This window comes from Streptomyces olivochromogenes, assembly GCF_001514115.1.
GTDB classification, from domain to species: Bacteria; Actinomycetota; Actinomycetes; order Streptomycetales; family Streptomycetaceae; genus Streptomyces; species Streptomyces olivochromogenes.
In genome coordinates, this window is sequence record NZ_KQ948454.1 from 170,965 (window position 1) to 197,363 (window position 26,399).

Sequence of the window (26,399 nt, forward strand, 5' to 3'; positions counted from 1 at the left end):
GGGTGATCCTCCGTGCGGCGGGAAGAGGCGTCGATCCTCGCACGGGTCTCCTGAGGTCGCGCAAGCCCCCTGTCGCCGTCATCACTGATGGCACGTCTCCTCAGGCGGTGTCCGGTATCGGGAGCGGCCGCTTCTCGATCGCCGCCGCCATCACCTCGGGAAACAGGTCGGGCGTACAGGCGAACGCCGGTGCGCCCAGCGCCGCGAGCGCCGCCGCGTGCTCACGGTCGTACGCGGGCGCCCCTTCGTCGGACAGCGCCAGCAACGTCACGAACTGCACCCCCGACGCCTTCATCGCCGCGACCCGCTTGAGCATCTCGTCGCGTATACCCCCTTCGTAGAGGTCACTGATGAGCACGACCACCGTGTCGGCGGGCCGGGTGATCTGCGACTGGCAGTACGCCAGCGCCCTGTTGATGTCCGTACCGCCGCCCAACTGGGTGCCGAAGAGAACATCGACTGGGTCGTCGAGCTGGTCGGTCAGATCGACGACGGCCGTGTCGAAGACGACGAGCCGGGTGGCGATGGACCGCATCGACGCGAGGACGGCGCCGAACACGGAGGCGTAGACGACGGACGCCGCCATGGATCCCGACTGGTCGATGCAGAGGACGACCTCCTTCTTCACGGACTGCGAGGCACGCCCGTAGCCGATCAGCCGTTCGGGCACGATCGTGCGGTACTCGGGCAGGTAGTGCTTCAGGTTCGCCGCGATCGTGCGGTTCCAGTCGATGTCGTGGTGACGGGGTCTGCTGATGCGCGTACTGCGGTCGAGGGCGCCGGTGAGAGTCGCCCGCGTGCGGCTCGCGAGCCGCTTCTCGAGATCCTCGACGACCTTGCGCACGACGGCCCGCGCCGTTTCCTTCGTCGTCTCCGGCATGGCCTTGTTGAGGGAGAGCAGCGTGCCGACCAGGTGCACATCGGCCTCGACCGCCTCCAGCATCTCGGGCTCCAGCAGGAGGGTGGACAGTCCGAGCCGGTCGATGGCGTCCCGCTGCATGACCTGCACGACGGACGAGGGGAAGTACGTCCGGATGTCCCCGAGCCAGCGCGCAACCGACGGCGCCGACGCCCCCAGCCCCGCCGAACGGTCCCGCCCGGACCGCCCCTTGCCGTCCTTCCCGTACAACGCGGTGAGCGCCCCGTCCATCGCCGCGTCCTGCCCCGCGAGGACGCATCCGGTGCCGTCCGCGTCGTCACCGCCCAGCACGAGCCGCCACCGCCGCAACCGCTCGCCGGCGACGTCGGTGGGTCCGGTCGGACCGTTCGATCCTGTCGGTCCGGCCGATCCGGCCGATCCGGTCGATCCGGTCGATCCGGTCGCTTCCACAGGTGCCGCTGTCATCGGGCCACCCCCGCAAAGTCGTCGTAGGTCTCGTCCAGCCCCAGCAGCAGGCTCAGCACCGGCAGGACCGCGTCGGCGCGCCCGGGGTCGAGGTCGGGCGCGAACCCGGGTATGCCGGAGGCGGCGGCCTCGGCGCTCCCCCGCGCCCCCGGGCCGCGCCGGACCAGCTCGCCCAGCGTTCTGCGCACCCCTGCCTCGTATGCCGAGAAGGTGCGCCGCAGCAGCGGCAGCACATCGGTGAACGCCTCCGCCGGCACCCCGGTCAGCCACGCGTCCACCAGACCGAGCAGCCGCTCGTCGTGCACGAGCAGCATCCCGCCCCCGGAGCCACCGCCGACGAACCCCTCGATCCACGCGGCCGCGTCCCCCGGTTCCGTACCCGGCGACAGCACGAGACCCATGAGCCGCGCGGCCTCGTCCTCGCCCAACTCCCCGTCGTCCAGCAGGAGTCGTACCGACCGCCCACGGATCACCCCCGGCACGGTGTCCCGCCCGGCCAGCACCCGGAGTACGGAGTGCCAGCGCTCGCGTATGCCGCCGGAGGCCGCCGCGCCCGGCTCCCCCAACAGCCCCACCGCGCCGTGCACCGCGTCCACATGACGTCGCATGTGCTCGGCGGCCTCGGCGTCGATGGCCGCACAGGCAGGTGGGAGCCCGACGAAGATCCGCTCGGCCAGGCCCACGGCGACGTCCGTGAGGGCATGTGTGTCCGTGCCGCGCACATCGCCGTACCGCAGGGAGCGGACCAGCGCGGGCAGGGCCTGGGCGAGGTGGCCGACATCCGCGTCCAGCGCCGCCCGGTCGGCGAGAACCCGCATCACCACGGGCAGCGCGTCCGGGAGTTCGGCGAGCAGACAGCGCTCGGCCAGTGCCGTGACGTCGGCCAGTGCGTGCGCGGCGACGGCGTCCGCCTCGGCCTTGCCGGTCGCCGCCGACAGCACCGTCGTGCCCCAGACCCCGGCCTCGGCGACCCGCACGGACAGCTCCGGCTCCCAGCGCAGCCGCCAGGTCTCCCGGAAGGTCCCGGTGCTGCCGCGCGAGGCGGTGGGCTCGCCCCACGCGATACCGAGCAGCCGCAGCCGGTGCAGGAGTCTGCTCCGCCCGGCGTCGGTCTCCCCCCGCAGGTCCAGCTCCAACTCCCGCTCCATCGGCTCGGGTTTCAGTCGCAGCCGCTTCTGCGCACGCGCCAGGTCGCGCTGCAACGGCACCGCGGGAGCGGACCGAGGCACCTCGCCCAGCACATCGCCGACCACGAGCCGGTCGTGCACGAGCCCCAGTGGCACGTCCGAGCCCTCGCACATCACGGCCCGTACGGCGTCGGTGGTCTCGGTCAGCCCGGGCAGTGGGCGACCGCGCATCGCGGCGAGGGTGTCGGCCAGCCGTACCGCCTCGATGACGTGCGCCGACGACACCATCCGGTCCTCGTCGCGCAGCAGCCTCGCCACCTTCGTCATCCAGCGCTCGACGGGACGGTCCGGGGCGGCGAACAGATGCCCGTACCAACCCGGCGAGTCGATGCCCGCGCCGTACCCGCTGACCCGCGACAGCCTCCGGTGGGTCCACGGCACCCACGTCATGTCGGCCTTGGCCTTGGGAAGCCCCTTGAGCAGCGCCCGATCGGCGGCCACGGTCGTCTTCTGCCGCAGCGCAGGCACGTGCCAGGCCCCGCACACCACGGCCACCTCGTCCCCGAACTCCCGCTGCGCCGACCGCATCTGGAGCCGCATGTACGCCTCGCGCACCAGGTCCCTGTCGTGTCCCCCGACCCCGTAGGCCTCGCGCAGTGCCCCCATCGCCTCCTCCAGCGCGGTGAACGGCGCGAACGGATCGGCCCCGATCCCGGCCCCGCCCCGGTGCTCGACCACGTCCTCCCACCAGCGCTCGGGATCGTCGTAACCGGCCGTCTCCGCGAGTACGGCGAGGGGGTCGATCCGCACGTCCGCGTCGACGGAACGGTCGGACGCACCGGCCTCCTTCTCCCCCCTTTCCCCCTTCCTCTCTGACCCCTTCTCCTCCTGCCCTTTCTCCTCCTCCGCCGTCTCCTTCTTCTCTTCGTTCCCCCACGCCAGCGTGTGGGTCGCCGGAAGGTCGATGAAGCGAGCCGGGACTCCGTGCTCCAGGGCCCACCGGATCGCCACCCACTCGGGGGAGAACTCGGCGAGCGGCCAGAAGGCGGAGCGGCCGGGCTCGTTCACGACATGGGCGAGGAGTGCGACGGGCGGACGCATGTCCTTCTCGGCGGCGAGCGGGATGAGCGCGTCCGCCTCCGGGGGTCCCTCGATCAGGACAACCTCGGGCGTCGCCGCCTCCAGCGCGGCCCGCACGGCGCGGGCCGACCCCGGGCCGTGATGCCGCACCCCCAGCAGCAACGGCCCCGGCGTGAAGGTCGTCATGCGCTCACCTCCCGGCAGGCCCGGTAGAAGTCCTTCCAGCCGTCCCGCTCGCGGACGACCGCCTCCAGGTACTCCTGCCAGATGACCCGGTCGGCGGCCGGATCGCGGACGACGGCGCCGAGGATGCCGGCCGCCACGTCGGACGCGCGCAGGACACCGTCGCCGAAGTGGGCGGCGAGGGCCAGGCCGCCCGTGACGACCGAGATCGCCTCCGCGGTGGACAGCGTGCCGCTGGGCGACTTCAGCTTTGTCCGCCCGTCGGCCGTGACCCCGTCGCGCAGCTCGCGGAAGACGGTGACGACACGGCGGATCTCGTCGATGCCCTCGGGCACCGCGGGCAGGTCGAGGGAGCGGCCGATCTGGTCGACACGCCGCGAGACGATGTCGACCTCCGCGTCCGCGCTCTCCGGCAGGGGCAGCACCACCGTGTTGAAGCGGCGACGCAGGGCGCTGGACAGCTCGTTCACCCCGCGGTCGCGGTCGTTGGCGGTGGCGATCACGTTGAAGCCGCGGACGGCCTGCACCTCCTGGCCCAACTCCGGTATCGGCAGGACCTTTTCCGACAGGATCGTGATCAGCGTGTCCTGCACGTCCGCCGGAATGCGGGTCAGCTCCTCGACCCGGGCCGTCATGCCCTCGGCCATGGCACGCATGACCGGGCTCGGCACGAGGGCGTCCCGGCTGGGGCCGTGGGCCAGCAGCTGCGCGTAGTTCCAGCCGTACCGGATCGCCTCCTCCGGAGTGCCAGCCGTGCCCTGCACCAGCAGGGTCGAGTCGCCGCTGACCGCCGCGGCCAGGTGCTCGGACACCCAGGTCTTCGCGGTGCCGGGCACGCCGAGCAGGAGCAGGGCGCGGTCGGTGGCGAGCGTGGTGACGGCGACCTCGACGATGCGGCGCGGTCCCACGTACTTCGGTGTGATCACCGTGCCGTCCGGCAGCGTGCCGCCCAGCAGATAGGTCGCCACCGCCCATGGCGACAGCCGCCAGCGGGCGGGCCGCGGCCGGTCGTCCTGCGCGGCCAGCGCGGCGAGTTCGGCGGCGAAGGCGTGCTCGGCATGTGGTCGCAGCGCCTCGCCCGCGCCCTCGCTCACGCCTTCGCCCAGGCCCTCGCTCACGGGCGGACGGACGGTCGTCGGTTCAACGGACGCAACGGGCACAGACATGGCTCGCTCCCCCTCCAGCTCGGCCGGTTCGGATCTGGTTCCACCGTGCACCACGCCACTGACAATGGGCTCTGACCTGCGCAAATATGCTCGCGAAGGTCGATTGTCAGTGGCGGGACCTACCTTCGATGACATGACTCAGCAGGGGGTGCGCTGGACGGCGGATCAGGTGCTGGCACTGGCGCCTGATGCCGCGTCACGTACGGCCGGCAGCAAGCTCGGCGCTGCCGGGCCGTGGTCCGAGGCAGGCAGTTCTGACGAGGGGACGGTATGGGGACTGTGCAGGGGAAGCGGCAGCAGGCCTTATCAGACGGTCATCGACAGCGCGGACTCCACCGGGCCCGCGTACAAGTGCAGTTGCCCGAGCCGGAAGTTCCCGTGCAAGCACGCGCTGGGACTGCTGCTGCTCTGGGCGGGCGAGGACGGTTCGGTGCCGCGGGGGCCGGCGCCGGACTGGGCGGAGCAGTGGATGGAGGGGAGACGAGAGCGAGCGGAGGAGAAGGGGACGACGGGCGGGGCATCTGGGACGGCGTCACCGGGCGATCCGGAGGCGGCGCGGCGCAGGGCGCAGCGGCGGGCCGAGCGGATCACCGCGGGGGCGGCGGAGCTGGAGCAGCGGTTGGCGGACCTGCTGCGGGGTGGCCTCGCGTCGGCCGAGCAGGCGGGGTACGGGATGTGGGAGGAGACGGCGGCCCGCATGGTCGACGCGCAGGCGCCCGGACTGGCCGCGCGGGTCAGGGAATTGGGGGCGATTCCCTCCTCCGGACCGGGCTGGCCGGTGCGGCTGCTGGAGGAGTGCGCGTTGCTCCATCTCCTCGACCAGGGCTGGCTGCGCCGTGAGCGGCTGCCGGACGACCTGGCCGCGACGGTTCGCTCGCGGGTCGGGCTGCCCGGTTCGGCGGACGGGCCATCGGTGCGGGACCGCTGGCTGGTCCTCGCCCAGTACGACACGGCGGACACCAGGCTCACGACCCGCAGGATCTGGCTCTACGGCGCGGAGACCGACCGCACCGCGCTGCTTCTCTCCTATGGGGCCGGCGGCCGCGCGCCGGAGCTGACGCTGCCGGTGGGGCTGGCCTTCGAGGCGGAGGTGTCCGCGTATCCGGGCGCCGGACAGCTCCGAGCGGCCCTGGGCGAGCGGTTCACGCCGCCCGCCCCCGCCCGGACGCGTCCACCGGGGCTGACCGCCTCCCAGGCGGCGGCCCGCTTCGGCGAAGCCCTGCGGTCCGACCCCTGGCTCGACTCCCACCCGGTCACGCTGGCCCGGGTGATACCCACTCCCGACGGCGACACCTGGCAACTGGCGGACGCCGACGGCGACTGCGCCCTCCCGATCGCCTCTTCCCTTCTCTCCCGGCCCGGACTGTGGCGCCTCGCCGCCCTCTCCGGCGGCGCCCCCGTCACGGTCTTCGGAGAGTGCGGCCACCGCGGCTTCACTCCCCTGACGGCCTGGCCGGAGGGCGCCGGGGAGCCAGTGTCCCTGTGCTGACCACCGGTACGACCCGCACCACCAGCACTACCCGCACCACCGAAACCACCGGCACCACCGGCACCACCGAAACCACCGGCACCACCGGCAGCGCTCAGACCACGAGCACCATCAGCACCGCCCGCACCGCCCGCACCACCCGCACGACCAGCACGACCTCCGTCTCCCGCATCACCACTTCCGTTCTCAGCACCGCCTCCCCACGGAAAGGACGCTCATGAACACGACTCCCGCTTCCGCGGGCGCGCCCGTCGGAGGTTCCTGGGAGGAGCTCGTCACGATGGCCCTGCTCGGGACCGAGCGGCGCCCGCCTCCGGCCTGGGCCGCCGGGCGCGAGGCGCCGGTGGCCCTGCTGGACGCGGCCGCCGTGGAAACCCTGCGGCGGCGGGCCGGGGTGCGGGCCGCACGGGCGGCCGCCCGTCCCGAGCCCGCCGCGCCCGACCCACGACCCGGCCTCCCGCCCGCCGCGGCCCGCCGGCTCACGACGCTGCTGGCGGACCGGCCCGGCACGGGAGGCGGCGGCCGCCGGGGCACCGCGCCCGACCTCATGGAGCTGTTGCCGCAGTGGCTCGCGCTGGCGAACGCGCGGGGTTTCGCGCCGCCCCCGGAATCACTGCCCGCGCTCCTCGACGCGGCCCGGGGCCGTACGGACCTGCGGCCTGCGGCCCTGGCCTTCGCCGGGCCGCGCGCCCTGTGGCTCGCCCGGCTGAACCCGGACTGGCGCTTCGCCCTGCGGTCGCTGCCCGGCGGCGGCACCGCGCTGCCCGGCCCGGAGGACCCCGGGCGCGCGCAACAGCTCTGGCAGGAGGGTCTCTTCGCCGAGCGGGTCGCACTGCTCACATCGATACGGGCCCAGGACCCCGGGGCCGCGCGCGAGCTGCTCGCCACCACCTGGGCGACCGAGCGGGCCGAGGACCGGCTGATGTTCCTCGACTCCTTGCGCTCCGGACTGTGCGCGGCGGACGAACCGTTCCTGGAGCGGGCGCTCGCCGACCGGAGCCGCAACGTCCGGGCCACGGCGGCGGAACTGCTGTCCGCGCTGCCCGGTTCGGCGCTCGCCGCGCGGATGGCGGCGCGGGCCGGCTCATGCGTGGCCGTCGACCGGACGCGCGGCACACCCTCGATCGTCGTCGAGGCGCCGCACGAGTGCGACGCGAGCATGGAGCGCGACGGTGTTGTACCGAAAGCTCCGGCGGGACGAGGGGAACGGTCGTGGTGGCTGGGCCAGTTGGTCGAAGCAGCGCCGCTCGGGACGTGGTCGCGACGGCTCGGCGGACGTACGCCGGAGGAGATCGTGGCGCTTCCGGTGTCGGACGACTGGCAGAGCGAGCTGCACGCGGCGTGGTGCCGGGCGGCGGTACGGCAGCGGGACCCGGGCTGGTCCCGGGCTCTCCTCGGCGCGCCGTCGGCTCCGGAGGCCGGCGGGCCGGGAGCGGTGTCGCTGGCGGAGCGGTCGAAACTGCTCGCCACGTTGGGCTCCGCCGAGCGGGCCGAGTGGGTGGCGGGGTTCATCGCCACCCACGGGCTGTCCGAGGCGTTCCAGCTGCTCGGGGTCTGCGCGGTGCCGTGGGCGGGGCCCCTGGGACGGGCGGTGGTCGACGCGCTCAATATCGCGCGGGACGCGGGGAGTTATCCATGGAGCTTCAGTGGGGTGATGGGGCTGGCCGAGCGGTGCCTGGATCCGGCGGAGGCGGGGCGGCTGGAGGGACTCACGGCGGTCGCCGACGAGCCGGAGAACGCGGCGCCCGGTGCCGGTGGCTACTGGGCGGAGGCCTTCCAGCGCCTCGTCACGACACTGCGTCTGCGCGCGGCGATGACCTCGGAGCTGGACGGTGCGCAACCACGCTGACAGGAGCGCCCCTTGAGGGGCGCGGGGAACGGCGCGACCAGCCCCCACCCACCCGCGGCCGCCCCACGAGCGACGGGGACCGCACCCCCGCCGAAGGGGTGCTACGCGCCCGCCGGCTGGCGTACGTTCGCCCGGACCCACTCCACGATCGACGCGGTCGTCGCGCCCGGCGTGAAGATCTCGGCGACACCCTTCTCCTTGAGCGGCGCGATGTCCGCCTCGGGAATGATCCCGCCGCCGAAGACCTTGATGTCCTCCGCGTCGCGCTCCTTGAGGAGATCGATGACCGCGGCGAACAGCGTGTTGTGGGCGCCGGAGAGGATCGAGAGGCCGATCGCGTCGGCGTCCTCCTGGATCGCGGTGTCGACGATCTGCTCCGGGGTCTGGTGGAGCCCGGTGTAGATGACCTCCATACCGGCGTCGCGCAGCGCCCGCGCGATCACCTTGGCCCCGCGATCGTGGCCGTCGAGCCCCGGCTTGGCCACCACCACGCGGATCGGACCGGCTGCCACACCCATCACTGCCTCCATGAACGGACTTCATCGACCGCCCCGCGCCGCACCGGCAGGGGAAGTGAACGAACGTTATCGTCAGATCCGTGCAAACCGCAGTTTCCCGCTGAAGACCGAGGGGGAAATCACACGGTGGGACACATTCGCCGCGCACCGCTCCGCTTCACTGCGGCACACGCGCCGCAGGGATCTGCGACGCGCGGGCCGTTGCCGGAGCATGCGCAAGGAGAGCCGCCAGCAGGTGGCAGCACCACCGTCGCATCACGGAGGAGCGACGGCGGTGCGGCGCACCGGCGGGAGCACGACGGAGGGGAATCCCGTCGCGTCACCGGCGCACCACAGGCCACGGACGCACCGTCGGCGACCGCCCACGCCATCGCCACCGGCACCACCACCACGGCTTTCCACGAGGGCACACGGGGGACAGAGCGGTCCCGCTGCGTGCCGACTGGAGGTCGGCCATGAAGGTCACCGGGGCCGAGTTGCCCTTTCTCCCTCTCCGCCAGCGCCTGCTGCCCAGCCGACTGACCGGGCTCTCGGTGGCCCTGTTGAAGGCGACGGCCCTGGAGATCGCCATCCTCGCCGGGCACCTCCTCCTCTATCCGTCCGGCATCACCCAGGAGCGCCGCGGCACCCCCGCGCTCCCCCCGCCCGACGCGCCCCGGCTGCCCACCGGGACCAAGCCGCCGGTCGTGCTGCTGCACGGCTTCATCGACAACCGTTCGGTCTTCGTGCTGTTGCGTCGCAACCTCGCCCAGCACGGCAGGCAGCACATCGAGTCGCTCAACTACTCGCCGCTGACGAACGACATCCGTGCCGCCGCGGAACTGCTCGGGCGGCACATAGAGGACATCTGCGAGCGCACCGGGCGCGATCAGGTGGACATAGTGGGCCACAGCCTCGGCGGACTCATAGCCCGCTACTACGTCCAGCGCCTCGGCGGAGACCTGCGCGTCCGCACCCTGGTCACGCTCGGCACGCCGCACGCGGGCACGAAGGTCATTCCGCTGATGAACGCGCACCCGATCGTCCGTCAGATGCGCCCTGGTTCCGAAGTGATCGAGGAGCTGCGCAAGCCCGCACCCGACTGCCGTACGCAGTTCGTGAGCTTCTGGAGCGACCTCGACCATCTGATGGACCCGCTGGAGACCGCCTCCATCGATCACCCGGACCTGCTCGCACAGAGCGTCCAAGTGAGCGGAATCGGACATCTCGCCCTGCCGGTCCACCCCGCGGTCGCCGCCGGGATACGACAGGCACTCGACTTCGAGGAGACGCGGGCCCGCCCCGCCGCCGCACCCGCCGCCGAAACCGGGGGTCTGACAGTGGCATAACGCCTCCGCAGAACGCCCTCAACATCGAACGGCAATCGAACGCCAGGCCAAAGCCGTGCCCGCCCTCCCCCGAAACACGGCCGAATGCCCCTTTCCCGAGTGGAGGAAACCTGCCGAAGATTGTCGCGCCCGCGTACCGCCGGGTACAGTCGCCGCACTGCTCTGCCAGCCCCTGTTGTCGAGGCGAAAGAGAAGTTGGTGAACGACCGTCACCCGTCGGGGACCGTAACGCCCCCGGCTCCGGCCTCCGATGCCGCCGCGGCGCCCTATGCGTCGTACGGTGGCCAGGAAGCCCAGTACGGCGACCTCACCTCGTACGACGGCTACGCCGCCACCGGTACCTACGCGACCGGAAGTTTCGAGACCACGGGTTTCGAGACCTCGACCTTCGCGGCCGACCCTCTCTTCGGCGACATGTCGGGCGGCGACGGCACGGGTTCGTACGACGCCACGCAGTGGGGCACCGGCAGCCACCAGATGCCGCACTACGACCCGTACGCCGCACAGCACCAGGCCGCGTACGACACGGGTGCCTACGACACGACCGCCTGGGCGAGCGGATACCAGCAGCTCGCCGACATCCCCGCCCAGCACCCGGGCCCCGAGGGCACCGGCCAGTGGGACGCGGCCGCCTGGCTCCAGGCCGAACAGACCGGCCAGACCCAGCAGTGGACCGCGCACACCCAGGAGACGGGCGCGTACGACGCCACGCAGTGGAACACCGCGGGCGAGCACGACCCGTACGAGGGGTACGAGCAGCACCAGCAGGCCGAGTCGTACGAGCAGCAGCTCGCCGCCGAGGCCTACGAGCATCAGCCGGTGTCCGAGTCCGACGTGGACGACCGGCCCTTCGACCAGCAGGCGACCGCGACCTTCGAGCAGGTGTCGTACGAGGAATCCGACGCCGCGGAGGACGAGTTCGAGGACGCCGGTGACGCGCAGGACGCGCCGCTGCTGGAGGACATGGAAGAGGTCATTCCGGCCCCCCGTGCCGCGAACCGGTCCGCGTCCCGTTCCCGGCGGCGCAGCCCGGCGAAGCGTTCCGCCTTGCTGACCGTCGCGGTGCCCTCGGCCTGTGTGATGGGGGTCGCGGGGATCGCCGCCGCCTCCGTGGGCACCATCGGCGGTAACGACAGCAAGGACAACACGACCCTCAGCGCGTCCGACGGGACCGCGGTGAAGCCGTCGGCCGCCAACAACAAACTGGACACCCAGCTCCAGAGCCTCTCCGCGGGCGCGGACGACTTCGCCGACCGTGCCAGCCGGACGCAGGAACGTATCGACCTCAAGGCTCAGCAGGCCGCCGAGAAGCAGAAGGCGGTGGCGGAGGCGGCTCGCAAGGAGCGGCTGCGGCCGAAGTTCGTGCTCCCGGTCACGCAGAAGGGCCTCAGCGCCTACTTCGGCCAGGCCGGCATCAACTGGATGTCCGTGCACACGGGCATCGACTTCCCGGTGTCGTACGGCACGCCGGTGATGGCCGCGACCGACGGCACCGTACGGACGCAGTGGAACAGCGCGTACGGGAACATGGCGATCGTCACCGCGATGGACGGCACGGAGACCTGGTACTGCCACCTCTCCAGCTACAAGGTGCCGTCGGGGACGGTCGTGAAGGCCGGAGAGCAGATCGCGTTCTCCGGGAACTCCGGCAACTCGACCGGTCCGCACCTGCACTTCGAGGTCCGCCCCGCGGGCGGCTCGGCGATCGACCCACTGCCGTGGCTGCGCAGCCACGGCCTGGACCCGACGTAACCCACGGGGCCTCGGGCTCGACGTGACCCACGGGACCTCAGGCTCGACGTAACCCACGGGACCTCGGACCCCACGTAACCCACGGGACCTCGGACCCCACGCGACCCAGAGGCCCAGGGCCCTACGCAACCCAGCGGCCCCTCACCCGACGACGTGACCGAACGCCGTCGCCGGGCTCCGAGCTACCGCCCCGTGGAGCGAACTACAGCTTCTCCACCGGCGCGTACCGCAGCAGCAACCGCTTCGGCTTCGCCTCGCCGAAGTCGACCGTCGCCTCCGCGTTCGCGCCCGTCCCCTTCACTCCGACCACGGTGCCCAGGCCGAACTGGTCGTGGGTGACCCGGTCACCGACCGCGAGCGAGACCACCGGCTTCTCGGAGATCCCGCGGCGCGTCGCGAAGCCGGAGGCACCGGACGCCGCGGACCGCGAACGCGAGGACGACAGCGAGGCGGCCACACCGGAGGCGGGCCCCGAGGGCATGGGAGCGGTCGCGCCGGTGCGCTTCCACTCCAGGTGCGTCTCCGGGATCTCCTCCAGGAAGCGGGACGGCGGGTTGTACGAGGGCTGGCCCCAGGCGCTGCGCATGGACGAACGAGTGAGGTACAGCCGCTCCCGCGCGCGCGTGATGCCGACGTACGCGAGGCGCCGCTCCTCCTCCAGCTCCTTGACCTGCCCCAGCGCGCGCATGTGCGGGAAGACGCCGTCCTCCATGCCGGTGAGGAAGACGACCGGGAACTCCAGGCCCTTGGCGGTGTGGAGGGTCATCAGCGTGATGACGCCGTTGCCGTCCTCCTCGTCCGGGATCTGGTCGGAGTCGGCGACGAGCGCGACACGCTCCAGGAACGCGGAGAGCCCACCGGCCGCCGCACCAGCACCAGCACCAGCAGCCGCTGTACCCGCAGCCGCCCCCGTGCCTTCGCCCTCGCCCTCGCCCTCGCTCTCGCCGGTCTCCTGCTCGAACTCCAGGGCCACGGCGGCGAGCTCCTGAAGGTTCTCGATCCGGGTCTCGTCCTGCGGGTCGGTCGAGGCCTGCAGCTCGGCGAGGTAGCCGGTGCGCTCGAGGACCGCCTCCAGGACGGTCGCCGGGCCGGCGCCGGACTCGACGATCGTACGGAGGTCCTCCATGAGCGTGTTGAACCGCTTCACGGCGTTCGTCGACCGCGCCGCCATCCCGTACGCCTCGTCGACGCGGCGCAGCGCCTGCGAGAAGCTGATCTTCTCGCGCTGCGAGAGCGCGTCGATCATGGCCTCGGCGCGCTCACCGATGCCGCGCTTGGGAACGTTCAGAATGCGGCGCAGCGGGACCGAGTCCTCGGGGTTGGCCAGGACCCTGAGGTACGCGAGGACGTCCCGGACCTCCTTGCGCTCGTAGAAGCGGACGCCGCCGACGACCTTGTAGGGCAGGCCGACGCGGATGAACACCTCTTCGAAGACACGGGACTGGGCGTTCGTCCGGTAGAAGACGGCGACGTCGCCCGCCCTGGCGTCGCCCGCGTCGGTGAGACGGTCTATCTCGTCGGCGACGAACTGGGCCTCGTCGTGCTCGGTGTCGGCGACATAGCCGGTGATGTTCGAACCGGCGCCCGCGTTGGTCCACAGGTTCTTGGGGCGGCGGGACTCGTTGCGCTCGATGACCGCGTTCGCGGCGGTCAGGATCGTCTGGGTGGAGCGGTAGTTCTGCTCCAGCAGGATCGTCGTCGCGTCCGGGTAGTCCTCCTCGAACTGGAGGATGTTGCGGATGGTCGCCCCGCGGAAGGCGTAGATCGACTGGTCGGCGTCACCCACGACGCACAGCTCGGCGGGCCCGAGCTCGCCCTCGATGGGCGTCACGTCCTCGGGCCGGTCACCGGCGGCCGGGCCAACGAGCTCCCTGACCAGGGCGTACTGCGCGTGGTTCGTGTCCTGGTACTCATCGACCAGGACGTGGCGGAAGCGGCGGCGGTAGTGCTCGGCGACGTCCGGGAAGGCGCGCAGCAGGTTGACCGTGGTCATGATCAGGTCGTCGAAGTCGAGCGCGTTGGCCTCGCGCAGCCGCGACTGGTACATCGCGTAGGCCTGGGCGAGGGTCTTCTCGAAGCCGTCGGCGGCCTGGGCGGCGAAGTCCTCCTCGTCGATCAGCTCGTTCTTCAGGTTCGAGATCTTGGCGCTGAAGGACTTGGGCGGGAAGCGCTTGGGATCGAGATCCAGATCACGGCAGACGAGCGCCATCAGGCGCTTGCTGTCGGCGGCGTCGTAGATCGAGAACGAGGAGGTGAAGCCGAGCTTCTTGCTCTCGCGGCGCAGGATCCGCACACACGCGCTGTGGAAGGTCATCACCCACATCGCGTTCGCGCGCGGCCCGACGAGCTGCTCGACGCGCTCCTTCATCTCGCCCGCGGCCTTGTTCGTGAAGGTGATCGCGAGGATCTGGCCGGGGTGGACATGGCGCTCGCCCAGCAGATGGGCGATGCGGTGGGTGAGCACCCGGGTCTTGCCGGAGCCCGCGCCGGCCACGATGAGCAGCGGGGAGCCGGAGTGCACCACGGCCGCACGCTGGTTCTCGTTCAGCCCGTCCAGCAGGGCCGCCGGGTCCACGGCGGGGCGGTGCGCGCCGTCGCGGTAGTAGGCGTCCCGGCTCGCGGGCACGTCGAAGCGGCCGCCGAACAGGTCGTCCGGAAGCGGCTCCGCCACCCCGTCCTCGGGTGGCGGCGGGGGCTCTTCCTCGTGGGCCCCGGAAGGCTGGAGGTCCGCCAGAAAGCTGTCATCAAAGAGGCTGCTCATCGCTCTCCGAGTCTAGGCGGCCCCACTGACAACCCGCGGCCACCCCGGAAACCCGACCGGTTTTTCCGCGACCACGCATGATCCTTTTCCGTGACCGCGCATGATCGCTTTCCGTCACTCTTTCCATCACTTTTTCCACCGCGGACGCCGTAACCGTTCAGGATCGTTTCATTACGGTCAGCCACGGTCAGTCCCGATCAATGGCCTTCAGGATCAAGGTCACGAAAATGTATCGGGCATATCGCACATCAAACTTCACAGAACACTTATGAGTTGGCTAGCGTGCCGGGCAGGCCGCTCGACCCAACCGGCGAACACCGCCGGGCCGTGCGGCCTCCGCCGAGTCCGGTGCGCCCGCGTGGCAGCCGGAGCCGGGGACCCAACCGAACTTGGGGTGAATCGGTCCAACCGCCCAGTGGGGCAGGGGCCGTAGGGCAAACCTTCCGGAAGCACCCGCCCGAACCCGACAGCTAACTCGGTAGGCGGATGACGGAAGGAGTCGCCACCTTGGCGTCGCATCGCAAGTGGAGTCCTACGGGTACGCGCATAGCGGGTATACGGACTCCCGCCCTCGCCACGGCGGCCCTCACCTCCGTGGCCCTGCTCTCCCAGACGGCGAACGCCGCGCCCTCGGCCGACTCCAAGCCGAGCATCGAAGAAGTCGAGAAGAAGGTCGACGACCTCTACCACCAGGCCGAGACGGCGACCGAGAAGTACAACGCGACCAGGGAGAAGACCGCCCAGCAGCGCAAGCGCGTCGACTCCCTCCTCGACGACGTGGCCCAGCGCACCGAGAAGCTCAACACCGCGCGCGAGGAACTGGGTTCGTTCGCCGCGGCGCAGTACCGCACCGGCGCCGCCGCCCCCGACACCGCGAGCCTCCTGCTGGCCGACAATCCGCAGGACTACTTCGACCAGACCCAGCTGATGAACCGTCTGACCACCCGCCAGAAGGCGGCCGTCGACGACTACGTCACCGAGCAGGCCGCCACCACCAAGAAGCGTGCGGAGGCCTCCGAGAGCCTGCAGACGCTCACCACGGCGCAGAGCGCGCTGAGGACGTCCAAGGCCGACGTCCAGCGCAAGCTCGCCGAGGCCCGCTCGCTGCTGTCGAAGCTGACCGCCGAGGAGAAGGCGCGGCTCGCGGCGATCGAGAAGAAGAAGCGGGAAGCGGCCGACCGCAAGGCGGCGGAGCTGGCCCAGCAGCAGGCCGCGGCGGAGAAGAAGGCCCAGGAGGCGGCCGCCCAGCAGCAGACGGGTTCCGGCACTTCCGGAACCACTGGCTCCACCGGCACCTCCGGGAGTTCGGCCACCGACTCCTCGTACACCGCGAAGGCCGACAAGGCCCTCGCCTTCGCCCGCACCCAGATCGGCAAGCCGTACGTCTGGGGCGCGACCGGGCCCGGCTCCTACGACTGCTCCGGCCTCACCCAGGCCGCCTGGAAGGCCGCCGGCGTCGCCCTCCCGCGCACCACCTACGACCAGGTGAAGGCGGGCACGACCGTCTCGCTCGCCGACATCAAGCCCGGTGACCTCGTCTTCTTCTACGACGACATCAGCCACGTCGGCCTCTACATCGGCAACGGCATGATGATCCACGCCCCCAAGCCGGGCGCGTACGTCCGCGAGGAGTCGATCTTCTACGGCGGCGAGTCGATCATCCACAGCGTGGTGCGTCCGGCCTAACGCCCCGGCGCCCGGCACGCGCGCGTGGGGCTCATCGGGCTCCACGCGCGCGTGGCCCGCCGCCAACCCGCTCGAAGGTCCTTAGCATCGGGCCCATGTCAGCCATCTCCCCGCCCGGCACCCGGTGGACCGGCCTGCGCACCTGGTGGGCGCGGAATCCGCCGGGCGCCGGAGCCGCGATCCTGGCCACCGGCATCATCTCGATCGGGCTGGAGCAGACCGGCTACGAGATCCTGTCCCGGATCGTGCTGGCCCTGGCGGCCATCGGCTGGCTCGGGCTCGCCGCGGCCTTCGTCGTACGGCTGCTGCGGGAGCGGGAGCGGTGGCTGACGGAGGCCGGTACACCGAGCGCGCTCACCGCGGTCGCGGCGACCACCGTGCTCGGCACGCGGCTGGTCACACTGGGGTGGGAGGTGCCGGCCGAGGCCCTGCTCGCCCTGTCGGCGGCGCTCTGGCCGGGGCTGCTCCTCCTGGTCGTACGGCAATGGCGGCCCCGTATGCCCGGAGCGGTGTTCCTCGGCTGTGTGGCCACGCAGGGGCTCGCGGTGCTGGGTGCGACGCTCGCCCCCGCGACGCACACGGACTGGCTCGCGCACACCGCCCTGGTGCTGTTCTGGCTGGGGCTCGTGCTCTACGCGACGGCGCTGTTCTACTTCGACTACCGCGAGGTCGCCACGGGCGCCGGGGACCAGTGGGTCGCGGGCGGCGCGCTCGCGATCTCGGCGCTGGCGGGGTCGAAGCTGATCCTCGCGTACCAGGCGAACATCTACCTGTGGAACAACGACGACAACGGCGTGCTGCGCTGGGTGACGGAGGCGCTGCTCGTGCTCGTCCTCGGCTCGTACTGCGTACTGGCCGTGGCGGAGGCCCTGTGGCCCCGACCGCGCTACGACGTGCTGCGCTGGGCGACCGTGTTCCCGCTGGGGATGACGGCGGTGGCGGCGCTGTCGGTCGCGGCCGCCATCGGCGTCGGCTGGCTCAAGGGGCTCGGGCAGGTGCTGCTGTGGATCTCGGTCGCGGCGTGGCTGGCGGTGGTGGCCGTAGCGGTCAGGCGCCCACAGGAGCCGTAGCGGTCGGGCCTCCGCGGGAGCCGTAGCGGTCAGGTGTCCGGATGCCGCCGTGATCGTCAGGTGTCCGGAAGCGCCGTAGCCGTACGTGGGGGCCTTCGGGGGGCCATCAGGTCCAGAGCACCGCGATGAAGATGTTCGCGGTCGTGAGCAGCCCTACGAGCCCGAACAGGCCCTTGTCCACCTTCTCGTCGTCCCGCTTCACATAGACGAGTCCGAGGATCACGATCAGCAGGGCGAGCTTCACGCCGATCTTGATGGTGTTGACCGAGTGGTCGTCGGCCTGGTTGAGGCCGACGAGGGCGACGCCCGTGACCAGCATGGTCAGCGCGCCGTGCAGCATGGCGGGGACGAACCGGGCGGTGCCCTGGCCCATCGCCTTCATCTGGGTGAGGAAACCGCCGAGGAGCGAGGCGATGCCGATGATGTGCAGGCCGACGAAGAGATGGATGAGTACGTCCATGGAGCCGGAGCCTAATCGGCGACCCCGACCCCTCTTGTCACCGGCCCACCCCCTGTAGACCCGTACCACCTGGGAACCACCGATTGTCCCGGAACCGCCCCATCGGTCATCACACCGCGTGAAGTCGACGGCGCCGGGCCGGGATCACGGTCGCATTCGGTCACCCCGCGATCCAGTGGCGCCACTTCCGTACTTGGCGTTACCGGGACATCACTCTCAGGTTTAGCGTCCTCCACCAGGTGACCGGCTCCCCACCGCCGCCCGGGCCAGGGGCGGCAGCCGGACACCACCGCCGAGAAAGGTCCGGCGGCGGCCCGCTCCCCCTGTGTGGGCCGCCGCCGGACGTGTCCCCGCTGACCGCGCTCGTCCCCGGCGGTCGTAGGCAAGTCCCCGGGAAGGATGTGGGCCCTCGTGGCAGCGCACCGAAAGCCCAGACAGCGCTCGCTCGGCGGAAACACGGCCCGCACAGCCGTGACCATCGCCCTCGCGGGCGCGGCCACGGCGACGGGCTTCGACGGGACGGGGCACGCGGACCCGCAGCTGTCGCCGGCACAGGTGAAGGCCAAGGTGGACAAGTTGTACGAGGAGGCGGAGGTCGCCACCCAGAAGTACGACGGCGCGAAGGACAAGGCCGACAAGGCCGAGCAGCGGCTGAACGCGCTGCGCGACGAGGCGGCACGCAAGGAGGACCGGCTCAACACGGCGCGGGACGCACTGGGTTCGATCGCCGCCGCGCAGTACCGCAGCGGCGGCCTGGACCCCGCGCTGCAACTCGCTCTCTCCGACGACCCCGACCAGTACCTGGAAGGGGCCGCGTTCGCCGAGCGGGCCGGCGACCGGCAGGCGGAGGCCGTGGCTCGGGTACGCAAGCAGCTGCGGGAGATCGAGCAGCTGCGCGGGGCCGCGCATGTCGAGCTGGCCTCGCTCAAGTCGCGTCAGGCGGAGCTGAAGCGGGCCAAGAAGGCGATCACCGGGAAGCTGGACACGGCGCGGCAGCTGCTGTCGCGGCTCACCGACGAGCAGCGCGCGCAGCTGGGGGACCTGGGAGCGGCCGGGGGTACGGGAAGCGCCGGGCAGCGCGCCTCGCGCTCCGCCGCGCGGGACCTCGGCCCGGTGTCGTCGCCCGGCTCCGTCGCGGCACCCAACTCCCGTGCGGCGGAGGCCGTCGCCTACGCCTACGGGAAGCTCGGCAGCCCCTACGTCTGGGGCGCCACCGGACCCGACGCCTTCGACTGCTCGGGCCTGGCCCAGGCCGCGTACCGCGCCGCGGGCATCTCGCTGCCACGCACGACGTACGCGCAGATCAACGCGGGGCGCCGGGTCTCACGGTCCGAACTCCGCCCCGGTGACCTGGTGTTCTTCTACTCGGGAATCAGCCATGTGGGCATCTACGTGGGAAACGGCCAGATGATCCACGCCCCGAACCCGTCGGCGCCCGTGCGGCTGGCGCCGGTCGACGAGATGCCGTTCGCGGGAGCCACCCGAGTGGCGTGAAAGACGCGGGGGCGACCGCGGTGTGGTGCGGACGGAGAAGTGGATCACGGTAGCGTCGGCGCGGACTCTGTTTCCGTCGTCATCGCTCCGTCGTCCTGTCGTCGTTCCGTCGTCGCTCCGTCGTCCGAGAGGTCCTGATGCCCGGCTCTCTGCTGCCGCCTCCGCCGCCGCCCGCGCACATCAGGACCTGGCCGGACCGCGCCGCGCTGCTGGCCGACCGGGGGCGGGCCCTGGAGGAGCTGCGCAGGCGGAGCCTCGGAGTGCACCGGGTGCTGCTGCTCTGGCTGCTGGCGCTCGCGGCGATCGTCGGCTGGGCGCTGCTGGTGCTGCCGCTGCGACAACTCGAGCAGCGCGACCCCACCGGCTTCGTCCTGGGCCCGCTCTTCGCCCTGCTGGGCCTGGCCGCGCTCGCCCCGACCGTCGTCGCCGTCGCCCTCTCCGTGCGCCGGGACCATCACATACACCGACTGCTCGACGCCTGGTCCGCGTTGGACCGGCATCCCGCGACCGACTCCCGGCTGCGCTCCCCCGGCCTCAGCCTCTTCTGGCTGCTCTCCTCGCTCGGCGTCTGCGCGATCGGCGCCTGGACGTCCTTCACGGCGGCCGCGCGGGCCGAGCCCGGCCACCCCCTGTACAGCGATGTCGTCCAGGGCATGGGCATCGGCCTGATCCTGTGGCTGACCGGCCTCATCGGCATCGTGAAGGCCGTACGTCACTACCGCTGGGCGCTACGGATACTGGGCCGGGCGCCCGACGCGGAACACCGGTAGGCAACCCTCTCGGCGCGATCGGCTAGACCAGCCGACGCGCGGTGGCCCATCGGGTCAGCTCGTGCCGGTTCGACAGCTGGAGCTTCCTGAGGACCGCCGAGACGTGCGACTCGACCGTCTTCACCGAGATGAACAGCTGCTTGGCGATCTCCTTGTAGGCGTAGCCGCGGGCGATGAGACGCAGGACCTCGCGCTCGCGCTGGGTGAGACGGTCGAGGTCCTCGTCGACGGGCGGGGCGTCGGTGGAGGCGAACGCGTCCAGGACGAATCCGGCCAGGCGGGGCGAGAAGACCGCGTCGCCGTCCTGGACGCGGAAGACGGAGTCCACCAGGTCCGTGCCGGTGATGGTCTTGGTGACGTACCCACGGGCTCCGCCGCGGATCACACCGATGACGTCCTCCGCGGCGTCCGACACGGAGAGCGCGAGGAAACGGACGGGCTGCCGGGCGTCGGCCATCAACGGGGCGCAGCGGCGCAGCACTTCGACACCGCCGCCGCCGGGCAGATGGACGTCGAGCAGGACGACCTCGGGCCGGGTGGCCGTGATGACCGTGACCGCCTGGTCGACGTCCGCGGCCTCGCCGACCACCTCGACGCCGGTCCGCTCGGTCTCTCCGATCTCGGCCTGTACTCCCGTACGGAACATGCGGTGGTCGTCGACGAGCACGACCCGCACACGGCGTCCGCCCTCGGCAGCAGCAGTGGGCGCGCCCGCACCGGCGACGGACTCGGCGGCCGACCCGGTGGTCGACCCGGGCGCGGCCTCAGCCCCGGCCCCCGTCCCGGCCGTACCCACGGCGGCATCCTCCGGCCCGTTCGATGCCGGGGTCTGCCCGGTCGGTCCGTTCACGTCGCTCATGACGTCTTCTCCGCCCTTTCCATCTCCAGCTCGACCTCCGTGCCGCCGTCCGGCACCGCGCGCAGTCGCGCCGTGCCGCCGTTGCGCTCCATGCGGCCGATGATCGATTCTCTAACGCCCATGCGGTCGGCGGGTATCCCGTCGAGATCGAAGCCTGGACCGCGGTCGCGGACGGACACGAAGACCGTCCTGCCCTCGACTTCGGCGTAGACCTGTACGGCGCCGCCCTCGCCACCGTACTTGGCGGCGTTCACCATCGCTTCCCGCGCGGCCTGCATCTGTGCGGTCAGGCCCTCGTCGAGCGGGCAGTCGCCCACGACGACGACCTCGATGGGGACGCCGTGCTTGTCCTCGACCTCGGCCGCGTTGCGACGGACCGCCTCGGCCAGGGTCGCCGGCTCGTCCGCCTCGTCCTTGCCGGTGCCCTCCGGTTTGTAGAGCCAGGCGCGCAGGTCGCGCTCCTGGGCGCGGGCGAGCCGTCGCACCTCGTTCGCGTTCTCCGCGTTGCGCTGGATCAGGGTCAGGGTGTGCAGCACCGAGTCGTGGACGTGGGCGGCGACCTCGGCCCGCTCCTGGGCGCGGATGCGCATCAGGCGCTCCTCGGAGAGGTCCTGGGTCATGCGCACGAGATAGGGGCCGGCGAGGAGCGCCGTGCCGACCAGGACCGCGAGTGCCGCCTGGAGGACCGACCCGAGGTGGGCCGCCGAGCCCTGGAGCACGAATATTCCGGAGACGCCCGCGGTGACGAGCAGGACACCGGCCGCGGAGCGCAGCAGCGTGAGCGTACGACGACGACGGCCGACCTCGACCCAGCGGGCCCGTCGCGCGTTGTCCGCCTGGCGCCAGACCAGGGCGACGCCCGCACCGACGAGAACGGTCGGCCAGAGATAGGCCCTTGCCCCACCGCCGAGATTCACATTGCCGACGAAGACCATGGCCACGACGACCATGAGGAGCAGGGCGACCATCTGGCCCCGGTCCGGCTTGCGGGCCACGAGTCTGCGGCGGCCGTCCGGGGCGGTCTCGGTGGTGAAGGCCGAGGTACGCCCGGAGTCGACGCCGCCGACGCCGAGCGGCACGAAGAACCAGAACGCGGCATAGAGCAGCGCCCCGAGACCGTCCGCCATGAACAGGCCGACGAACACCAGCCGCACCCAGATCACCGGCAGCCCGAGATGCCCGGCGAGCCCTCGCGCCACGCCCCCGAGCCAGCGACCGTCGCTGCTGCGGTAGAGCTTGCGCGGGGGCCGCGGGTCGTCGAGGGGCACTGCTGCGGCTTCCGGCATGCCATCGATGTTCACACGGGCGGAGGGCAGGAGCATCAGGGTCGACCCCCGAGACTCCCCTGATCTTCGAGAGACCGGTGCTCGAACGGTTCCCTCCGCCCCCGTCAGGGCCGATATCAGGGTTCGGCCAGGGTCGTCCCGACTGCCGCCGGGCCTTCCCGCCCGTCACCATGGACTCATGACAGATCAGCAGCGCGCGGCAGCGGAGCCGGATCCGGGCCCCGGCCCGGGCGCCCCACCGTCGGGCGCCGGGCCGCGGGACGCCGTGCCGCCCTCCGCGGGCACCGCCACGGGCGCCGGGGGAGCCGCGGAGGGCGCGGGAGCGCCGGGCGCGACAGGTGAGGAACCGCGCGCGCACGGGGCGCCGCCCGTGCCCGAGGGCCCGCGCAGGTTCCGGCGCGACCGGCGGCAGAAGATGCTGGGCGGTGTGTGCGCCGGGCTGGGGCGGCAGTGCGACATGGACCCGGTGATCTTCCGGATCGTGCTCGCCGTGCTCTCCGCCACGGGCGGCATCGGTCTCATCTTCTACGGCTTCGTCTGGCTGTTCGTTCCCTACGACGACGAGGAGGAGAACGAGGTCCGCAAGCTCCTCACCGGCCGCGTCGACGGCCACGCGCTGGCGGCCGTGCTCTTCGCGCTGGTCGGCTGCGGGGTGTTCCTGTCGATGTTGAGCAACGGCAGTGTGCTGACGTTCGCCGTCGTCCTCTCCCTGCTTCTCGCGGGCGCGGGGTACTGGTCGCAGCAGCGCGGCGCCCCCGACCCCGACCCGCTCGCCGCCCAGGCGGTGGCGGACGCCCCGCCGGAGGCGCAGGCCCCGCCCGTCCCCGTCTCCTACCCCTCCTGGTGGCGCGACCCGATCGTCAAGGACGGCTCGCACGTGGGCGGCACCGGCTATCTGTGGGGCCCGCCGGACGCCCGGGACCGGGATGTCGCGGCGGCACTCAACATCGCCCGCGGCATGCCCCGCCCCGACATACGGGACCTCCGTGCGGCCCGTGAGCCGCAGCCGCGCGGCCCGCGCTGGATCGGCGGCTGGGTCTTCCTGCTCGCGCTGGTCGCGGGCGGCCTCGGCACGGGCCTGACGTGGAACGAGCATCCGCTCGCCACCAGCCTGCAGACCGGTCTGTCCTGCGCGCTCGTCGTGTTCGGCCTGGGTATAGCACTCAGCGCGTTCGTGGGGCGTACGGGCGCGGGGTCGATCTTCCTCGCAGTGATCACGGCGGCGCTGCTGGCCGGCTCCGTGGCCATGCCGAAGGACATCAGCACCCACTGGATGCGGGTCGAGTGGACTCCCAGGACCGCTGCCGCCGTGCCGGAGAGTTTCGACCTCGGCACGGGGGTGGGCACCCTCGATCTCACCCATCTCGGCCTCACCAAGGGCCAGACGGTGACGACGACCGCGGAGGTGGGCGCGGGCCAGTTGAAGGTGATCGTCCCCAAGGACGCGACCGTGAAGCTGAACATCGACGTGGGCGTCGGGGACATCCAGTTGCCGGGTGACGGCAAGAAGGACGTGGACGTGGAACCGGGCAAGCACAAGCAGGTGACCCTGCCGGCCCCGACCGGCAGCAAGAACGGCGGCACGCTCGACCTGAACCTCCAGGTCGGCGTGGGACAGGCGGAGGTGATCCGTGCCACGTCATGAGTTCGAGCCGGGAAAGCTGGTCGCCGGCCTCTTCCTCACCGCCGCGGGCGTCACCTACGCGGGCGACGCGGGCGGTTGGTGGGACACACCGTGGTTCGCGATCATCCCCGTCGTCACGGGTGGACTCTGCCTGGCGGGCGCGGTGGCGTTCCTGACCCATGGCATACGTCGGCGACGGTTGCGGCGACGGGGGGCGGGGGTGTCCGGGTAGCGGGGGCGTGAACGGAGCGTCTGTGGGCGCAGGGCGATCTACTCGCCCTGCACCCACCACCCTGCGTCGCCGTGCGCTCCGCTCTGCGTCGCCGTGCGATCCACCCTGTGTCGCCGTGCGATCCACCGCGGTGCCGTGCGACGCTCTGCTGAACTGCCCTGACCCGCGTTGCTCAGTAGCGGAGGTTTCCGGACCGTTGGGCGCGCCTCGCGCGCAAGGCCGCGTCGACGGAGAAGACCGATGCGCCCGCGAGGACCAGGGGCAGCCAGGCCATCAGGTAGGCGAGGTCGTTGCCGTAGTAGTACGGGTCGGAGGCCCAGCTCACCGTCAGCCACAGGCTGAGGGAGATGAGCGCGCCGCCGAGGGCCGCGAGGCGGGCCAGCAGGCCGATCAGGGTGCCGATGCCGACGGCCAGTTCGCCGAAGGCGATGGCGTAGCCGAAGCCGACGGGGCTCTTCAGAGCGAGGTCGACGAGGGCCGGGATCGCGGAGGAGTCGCGCACGTTGCGCATCAGGTCGCCGACCGAGCCGGAGCCGGAGTCGGAGAGGAAGGCGCTGTCGGTGAGTTTGTCGATGCCGGCGTAGATGAAGGTGACGCCGAGGAAGACGCGCAGGGGCAACAGGGCGTAGCGGGTGGCGGTGTCCCGCCAGTTTCGTCCGCCGCCGTCGAGATAGGGGGTTTGGGTGTCCGACCGCATACCGTGAGTCATCGCTCTCCGCCGCCTCTCGCCACGTGCCGTTGACCCCTCAACAAACCATACGTACGAGAACGGATTCCCGTTCAACGCTCGGGGCCAGATTTCTTGATGGCGCGGGCGCACCCCGCAAGGGGCGCGGGGAACTGCGCGAACGGCCCCCACCGGCCCGCTGTACGACTCCAATTATCCCACCCACCCGCAGTCGAACGACTACGGTGAGGCCCCCGCACGCAGCCGCGGGGTGGTTCAGTCCGTCACCTCGATCAGGCAGCGGTTCGTTTCCACTCCGGCCGCCGTTACCACCTGGACCTCCACCTGGCCAGGTTCCACGTCGACCGGGACCGGCACGGTCAGGACCGCGTCCGTGGGGTTGCTGAAGCCGCCGGGGACCGGCACCAGGGGGACATGGACGTGCACCGCGCCGATGCGGACGACCATGCGGGACAGACGGTCCGCGCTCTGGGCCCCGGGTGGGACGAAACCGGCGCCCCGGATCTCGATGTCGTCGCCGGTGCGGATCGGCGCGTCGAGGTCGCCTGCCTCACGGGAGCGGACGACGGAGAGGATGACGGGGCGACCGCCCTCGGCGTACTTCCCGGCGAGATAGGTGGCCGCCGAGACGAGGACCAGGAGCGCCAGGCCCCAGGGGAGGTCGGGCAGTTGCTCCGGGCGCCTGGCGAGCCGTACCGCCGCGAAGACCAGGGCGACGGCGCCGATGACGACGTACTGGATGTCGGCGAAGCTGCCCCGGCCGGAGTCGTCCGTGAGGAGGTCGGCGGCGCGCGGCCGGTCCGCGCGCACCTTCTGCAGGCGTTGCCCGAGGACCCGCAGGCCCACGACCCGGCGTACCAGCACCGCGATCGCGCAGACGACGGCGACGACGGTCACCACACCGGCACCGCGGGCGAGTTCGAGGCCGGCGATCAGGTCGTCGCGCTTGCCGTGGGCGGAGGCCGCCGCCAGTTGGCCGACGAGGACGAGTACGGCGTAGACGACGAACAGCACCCAGCCGGCGGCCATCGCCCGTGAGGTGGAGAGGCGGTTGTCGTCACCGACGACCGGGGCGAGGGTCCCGCCCCGCGCCCGGTGCAGATAGCCCGCGCCCGTCAGCCCGGCGGCCACCACCAGAGCGGCCAGCAGGCCCGCCGTGCGCGCCGCCGTCCAGCCCGCGCCGATCGCCGTGAGGGCCTGGACGATGAGCAGGGTCAGGACGGCCCCCCACACCGCGTACGCCGTGTGCCGCCACAGGCGTCCCAGCCAGGCCTCGCCGTCGACGCGTCCGCGCTCGGCTACCAGGTCGGCGGACTGGGTGAGTTCGTCGGACACCCACTGCCGGGACGCGGACGCCGAGTGCGCGACGGCGGCGGGCAGTCCCTGTCCGGACGCCAGCTCGTCGCGCTTGGTGAGGAACGCGGCGACGGCGCGCCGGTGCCCCTCGCGCGCCCCGTGCGGACAGTCCCCGCAGGTGCAGCCGCCCGTGTGCGCCGCCCCCTGTCCCGCACCGAGCCCGCCACCGCGCTCCGAGCCGTGTCTCGCCTCCTGCACCGCCACGCCCACTGCCGCCTTCCCCGCGCCGAGAGCTGCCTCGCAAGTCTTGCAACTGCCTTGCGATGACAGGGCATT

20 protein-coding genes and 1 riboswitch are annotated in these 26,399 nt (G+C 71.8%); of the genes, 10 read left to right on the top strand and 10 right to left on the bottom strand.

Features of this window, described 5'->3' with window-relative positions; translation table 11 throughout:
* Positions 1–100: 100 nt before the first annotated feature.
* The 3 genes from AQJ27_RS13215 to AQJ27_RS13225 are packed head-to-tail and all read right to left on the bottom strand — an operon-like array spanning position 101 to position 4,901.
* The gene (locus AQJ27_RS13215) at positions 101–1,345 is read right to left on the bottom strand and encodes a VWA domain-containing protein (protein ID WP_201264336.1); all 1,245 of its coding nucleotides are present in this window, start codon (positions 1,343–1,345) and stop codon (positions 101–103) included.
* Positions 1,342–3,738 carry a DUF5682 family protein gene (locus AQJ27_RS13220; RefSeq protein WP_067366843.1) on the bottom strand — a complete coding sequence of 799 codons (2,397 nt, stop codon included), beginning with the start codon at positions 3,736–3,738 and terminating at the stop codon, positions 1,342–1,344. Before AQJ27_RS13220 ends, AQJ27_RS13215 begins: the two co-directional genes overlap by 4 nt.
* Entirely contained in the window at positions 3,735–4,901 is a 1,167-nt protein-coding gene (locus AQJ27_RS13225; RefSeq protein ID WP_079064951.1) for an ATP-binding protein, read from the bottom strand. Before AQJ27_RS13225 ends, AQJ27_RS13220 begins: the two co-directional genes overlap by 4 nt.
* A gap of 133 nt (positions 4,902–5,034) precedes the next feature.
* On the opposite strand from AQJ27_RS13225, the gene AQJ27_RS13230 reads away from it, so the two are divergent.
* Positions 5,035–6,390: an SWIM zinc finger family protein gene (locus AQJ27_RS13230; RefSeq protein WP_067366849.1), complete on the top strand. Its 1,356-nt coding sequence runs from the start codon at positions 5,035–5,037 to the stop codon at positions 6,388–6,390.
* A 217-nt stretch (positions 6,391–6,607) separates the two neighbouring features.
* Positions 6,608–8,239 (top strand): DUF5691 domain-containing protein, encoded by a 1,632-nt coding sequence (locus tag AQJ27_RS13240; RefSeq protein WP_067366855.1) that lies wholly within the window; start codon positions 6,608–6,610, stop codon positions 8,237–8,239.
* A gap of 101 nt (positions 8,240–8,340) precedes the next feature.
* Here AQJ27_RS13240 and icmB read toward each other — a convergent pair whose 3' ends face one another.
* Entirely contained in the window at positions 8,341–8,757 is a 417-nt protein-coding gene (gene icmB, locus AQJ27_RS13245; protein WP_067366859.1) for a coenzyme B12-dependent isobutyryl CoA mutase small subunit, read from the bottom strand.
* Positions 8,758–9,212: 455 nt separating this feature from the next.
* Between icmB and AQJ27_RS13250 the strand changes: the two genes are divergently transcribed.
* Positions 9,213–10,085 carry an esterase/lipase family protein gene (locus AQJ27_RS13250; RefSeq protein ID WP_067366862.1) on the top strand — a complete coding sequence of 291 codons (873 nt, stop codon included), beginning with the start codon at positions 9,213–9,215 and terminating at the stop codon, positions 10,083–10,085.
* A gap of 198 nt (positions 10,086–10,283) precedes the next feature.
* Positions 10,284–11,837: a M23 family metallopeptidase gene (locus AQJ27_RS13255; protein ID WP_067366864.1), complete on the top strand. Its 1,554-nt coding sequence runs from the start codon at positions 10,284–10,286 to the stop codon at positions 11,835–11,837.
* Positions 11,838–12,039: 202 nt separating this feature from the next.
* Here AQJ27_RS13255 and pcrA read toward each other — a convergent pair whose 3' ends face one another.
* A complete protein-coding gene (gene pcrA / locus AQJ27_RS13260) occupies positions 12,040–14,598 on the bottom strand; it encodes a DNA helicase PcrA (RefSeq protein ID WP_067366867.1) in 2,559 nt (852 codons plus the stop codon).
* A 327-nt stretch (positions 14,599–14,925) separates the two neighbouring features.
* Positions 14,926–15,098, top strand: a riboswitch (cyclic di-AMP (ydaO/yuaA leader).
* 7 nt (positions 15,099–15,105) lie between these two features.
* Between pcrA and AQJ27_RS13265 the strand changes: the two genes are divergently transcribed.
* On the top strand, positions 15,106–16,284 hold the full coding sequence (locus tag AQJ27_RS13265; RefSeq protein ID WP_067366870.1) for a C40 family peptidase: 1,179 nt from the start codon (positions 15,106–15,108) through the stop codon (positions 16,282–16,284).
* Between the two features lie 95 nt (positions 16,285–16,379).
* Positions 16,380–17,354 (top strand): tellurite resistance/C4-dicarboxylate transporter family protein, encoded by a 975-nt coding sequence (locus AQJ27_RS13270; protein WP_067366873.1) that lies wholly within the window; start codon positions 16,380–16,382, stop codon positions 17,352–17,354.
* A gap of 106 nt (positions 17,355–17,460) precedes the next feature.
* Here the strand turns inward: AQJ27_RS13270 and AQJ27_RS13275 are convergent, their stop codons facing one another.
* Positions 17,461–17,814 carry a hypothetical protein gene (locus AQJ27_RS13275; protein WP_060901458.1) on the bottom strand — a complete coding sequence of 118 codons (354 nt, stop codon included), beginning with the start codon at positions 17,812–17,814 and terminating at the stop codon, positions 17,461–17,463.
* Positions 17,815–18,225: 411 nt separating this feature from the next.
* On the opposite strand from AQJ27_RS13275, the gene AQJ27_RS13280 reads away from it, so the two are divergent.
* Together AQJ27_RS13280 and AQJ27_RS55590 are read left to right on the top strand one after the other, a co-directional pair.
* Positions 18,226–19,308 carry a C40 family peptidase gene (locus tag AQJ27_RS13280; RefSeq protein WP_067366876.1) on the top strand — a complete coding sequence of 361 codons (1,083 nt, stop codon included), beginning with the start codon at positions 18,226–18,228 and terminating at the stop codon, positions 19,306–19,308.
* Between the two features lie 137 nt (positions 19,309–19,445).
* Positions 19,446–20,078, top strand: a complete 633-nt coding sequence (locus AQJ27_RS55590; protein ID WP_079064953.1) for a hypothetical protein — start codon at positions 19,446–19,448, stop codon at positions 20,076–20,078.
* 22 nt (positions 20,079–20,100) lie between these two features.
* Here the strand turns inward: AQJ27_RS55590 and AQJ27_RS13290 are convergent, their stop codons facing one another.
* Together AQJ27_RS13290 and AQJ27_RS13295 are read right to left on the bottom strand one after the other, a co-directional pair.
* On the bottom strand, positions 20,101–20,937 hold the full coding sequence (locus AQJ27_RS13290; RefSeq protein ID WP_067366882.1) for a LuxR C-terminal-related transcriptional regulator: 837 nt from the start codon (positions 20,935–20,937) through the stop codon (positions 20,101–20,103).
* On the bottom strand, positions 20,934–22,223 hold the full coding sequence (locus tag AQJ27_RS13295; RefSeq protein WP_388119865.1) for an ATP-binding protein: 1,290 nt from the start codon (positions 22,221–22,223) through the stop codon (positions 20,934–20,936). Before AQJ27_RS13295 ends, AQJ27_RS13290 begins: the two co-directional genes overlap by 4 nt.
* Before the next feature lie 178 nt (positions 22,224–22,401).
* On the opposite strand from AQJ27_RS13295, the gene AQJ27_RS13300 reads away from it, so the two are divergent.
* Together AQJ27_RS13300 and AQJ27_RS13305 are read left to right on the top strand one after the other, a co-directional pair.
* Positions 22,402–23,868, top strand: coding sequence for a PspC domain-containing protein (locus tag AQJ27_RS13300; RefSeq protein WP_067366888.1), 1,467 nt, complete (start codon positions 22,402–22,404; stop codon positions 23,866–23,868).
* Positions 23,855–24,079, top strand: coding sequence for a hypothetical protein (locus tag AQJ27_RS13305; RefSeq protein ID WP_067366891.1), 225 nt, complete (start codon positions 23,855–23,857; stop codon positions 24,077–24,079). Before AQJ27_RS13300 ends, AQJ27_RS13305 begins: the two co-directional genes overlap by 14 nt.
* Positions 24,080–24,251: 172 nt before the next feature.
* Here AQJ27_RS13305 and AQJ27_RS13310 read toward each other — a convergent pair whose 3' ends face one another.
* Both AQJ27_RS13310 and AQJ27_RS13315 read right to left on the bottom strand, forming a co-directional pair.
* Complete coding sequence (locus AQJ27_RS13310) at positions 24,252–24,788, bottom strand: DoxX family protein (RefSeq protein WP_067366894.1); 537 nt, start codon at positions 24,786–24,788, stop codon at positions 24,252–24,254.
* Positions 24,789–25,022: 234 nt separating this feature from the next.
* Positions 25,023–26,327: a hypothetical protein gene (locus AQJ27_RS13315; protein WP_067367854.1), complete on the bottom strand. Its 1,305-nt coding sequence runs from the start codon at positions 26,325–26,327 to the stop codon at positions 25,023–25,025.
* Between the last annotated feature and the right edge of the window lie 72 nt (positions 26,328–26,399).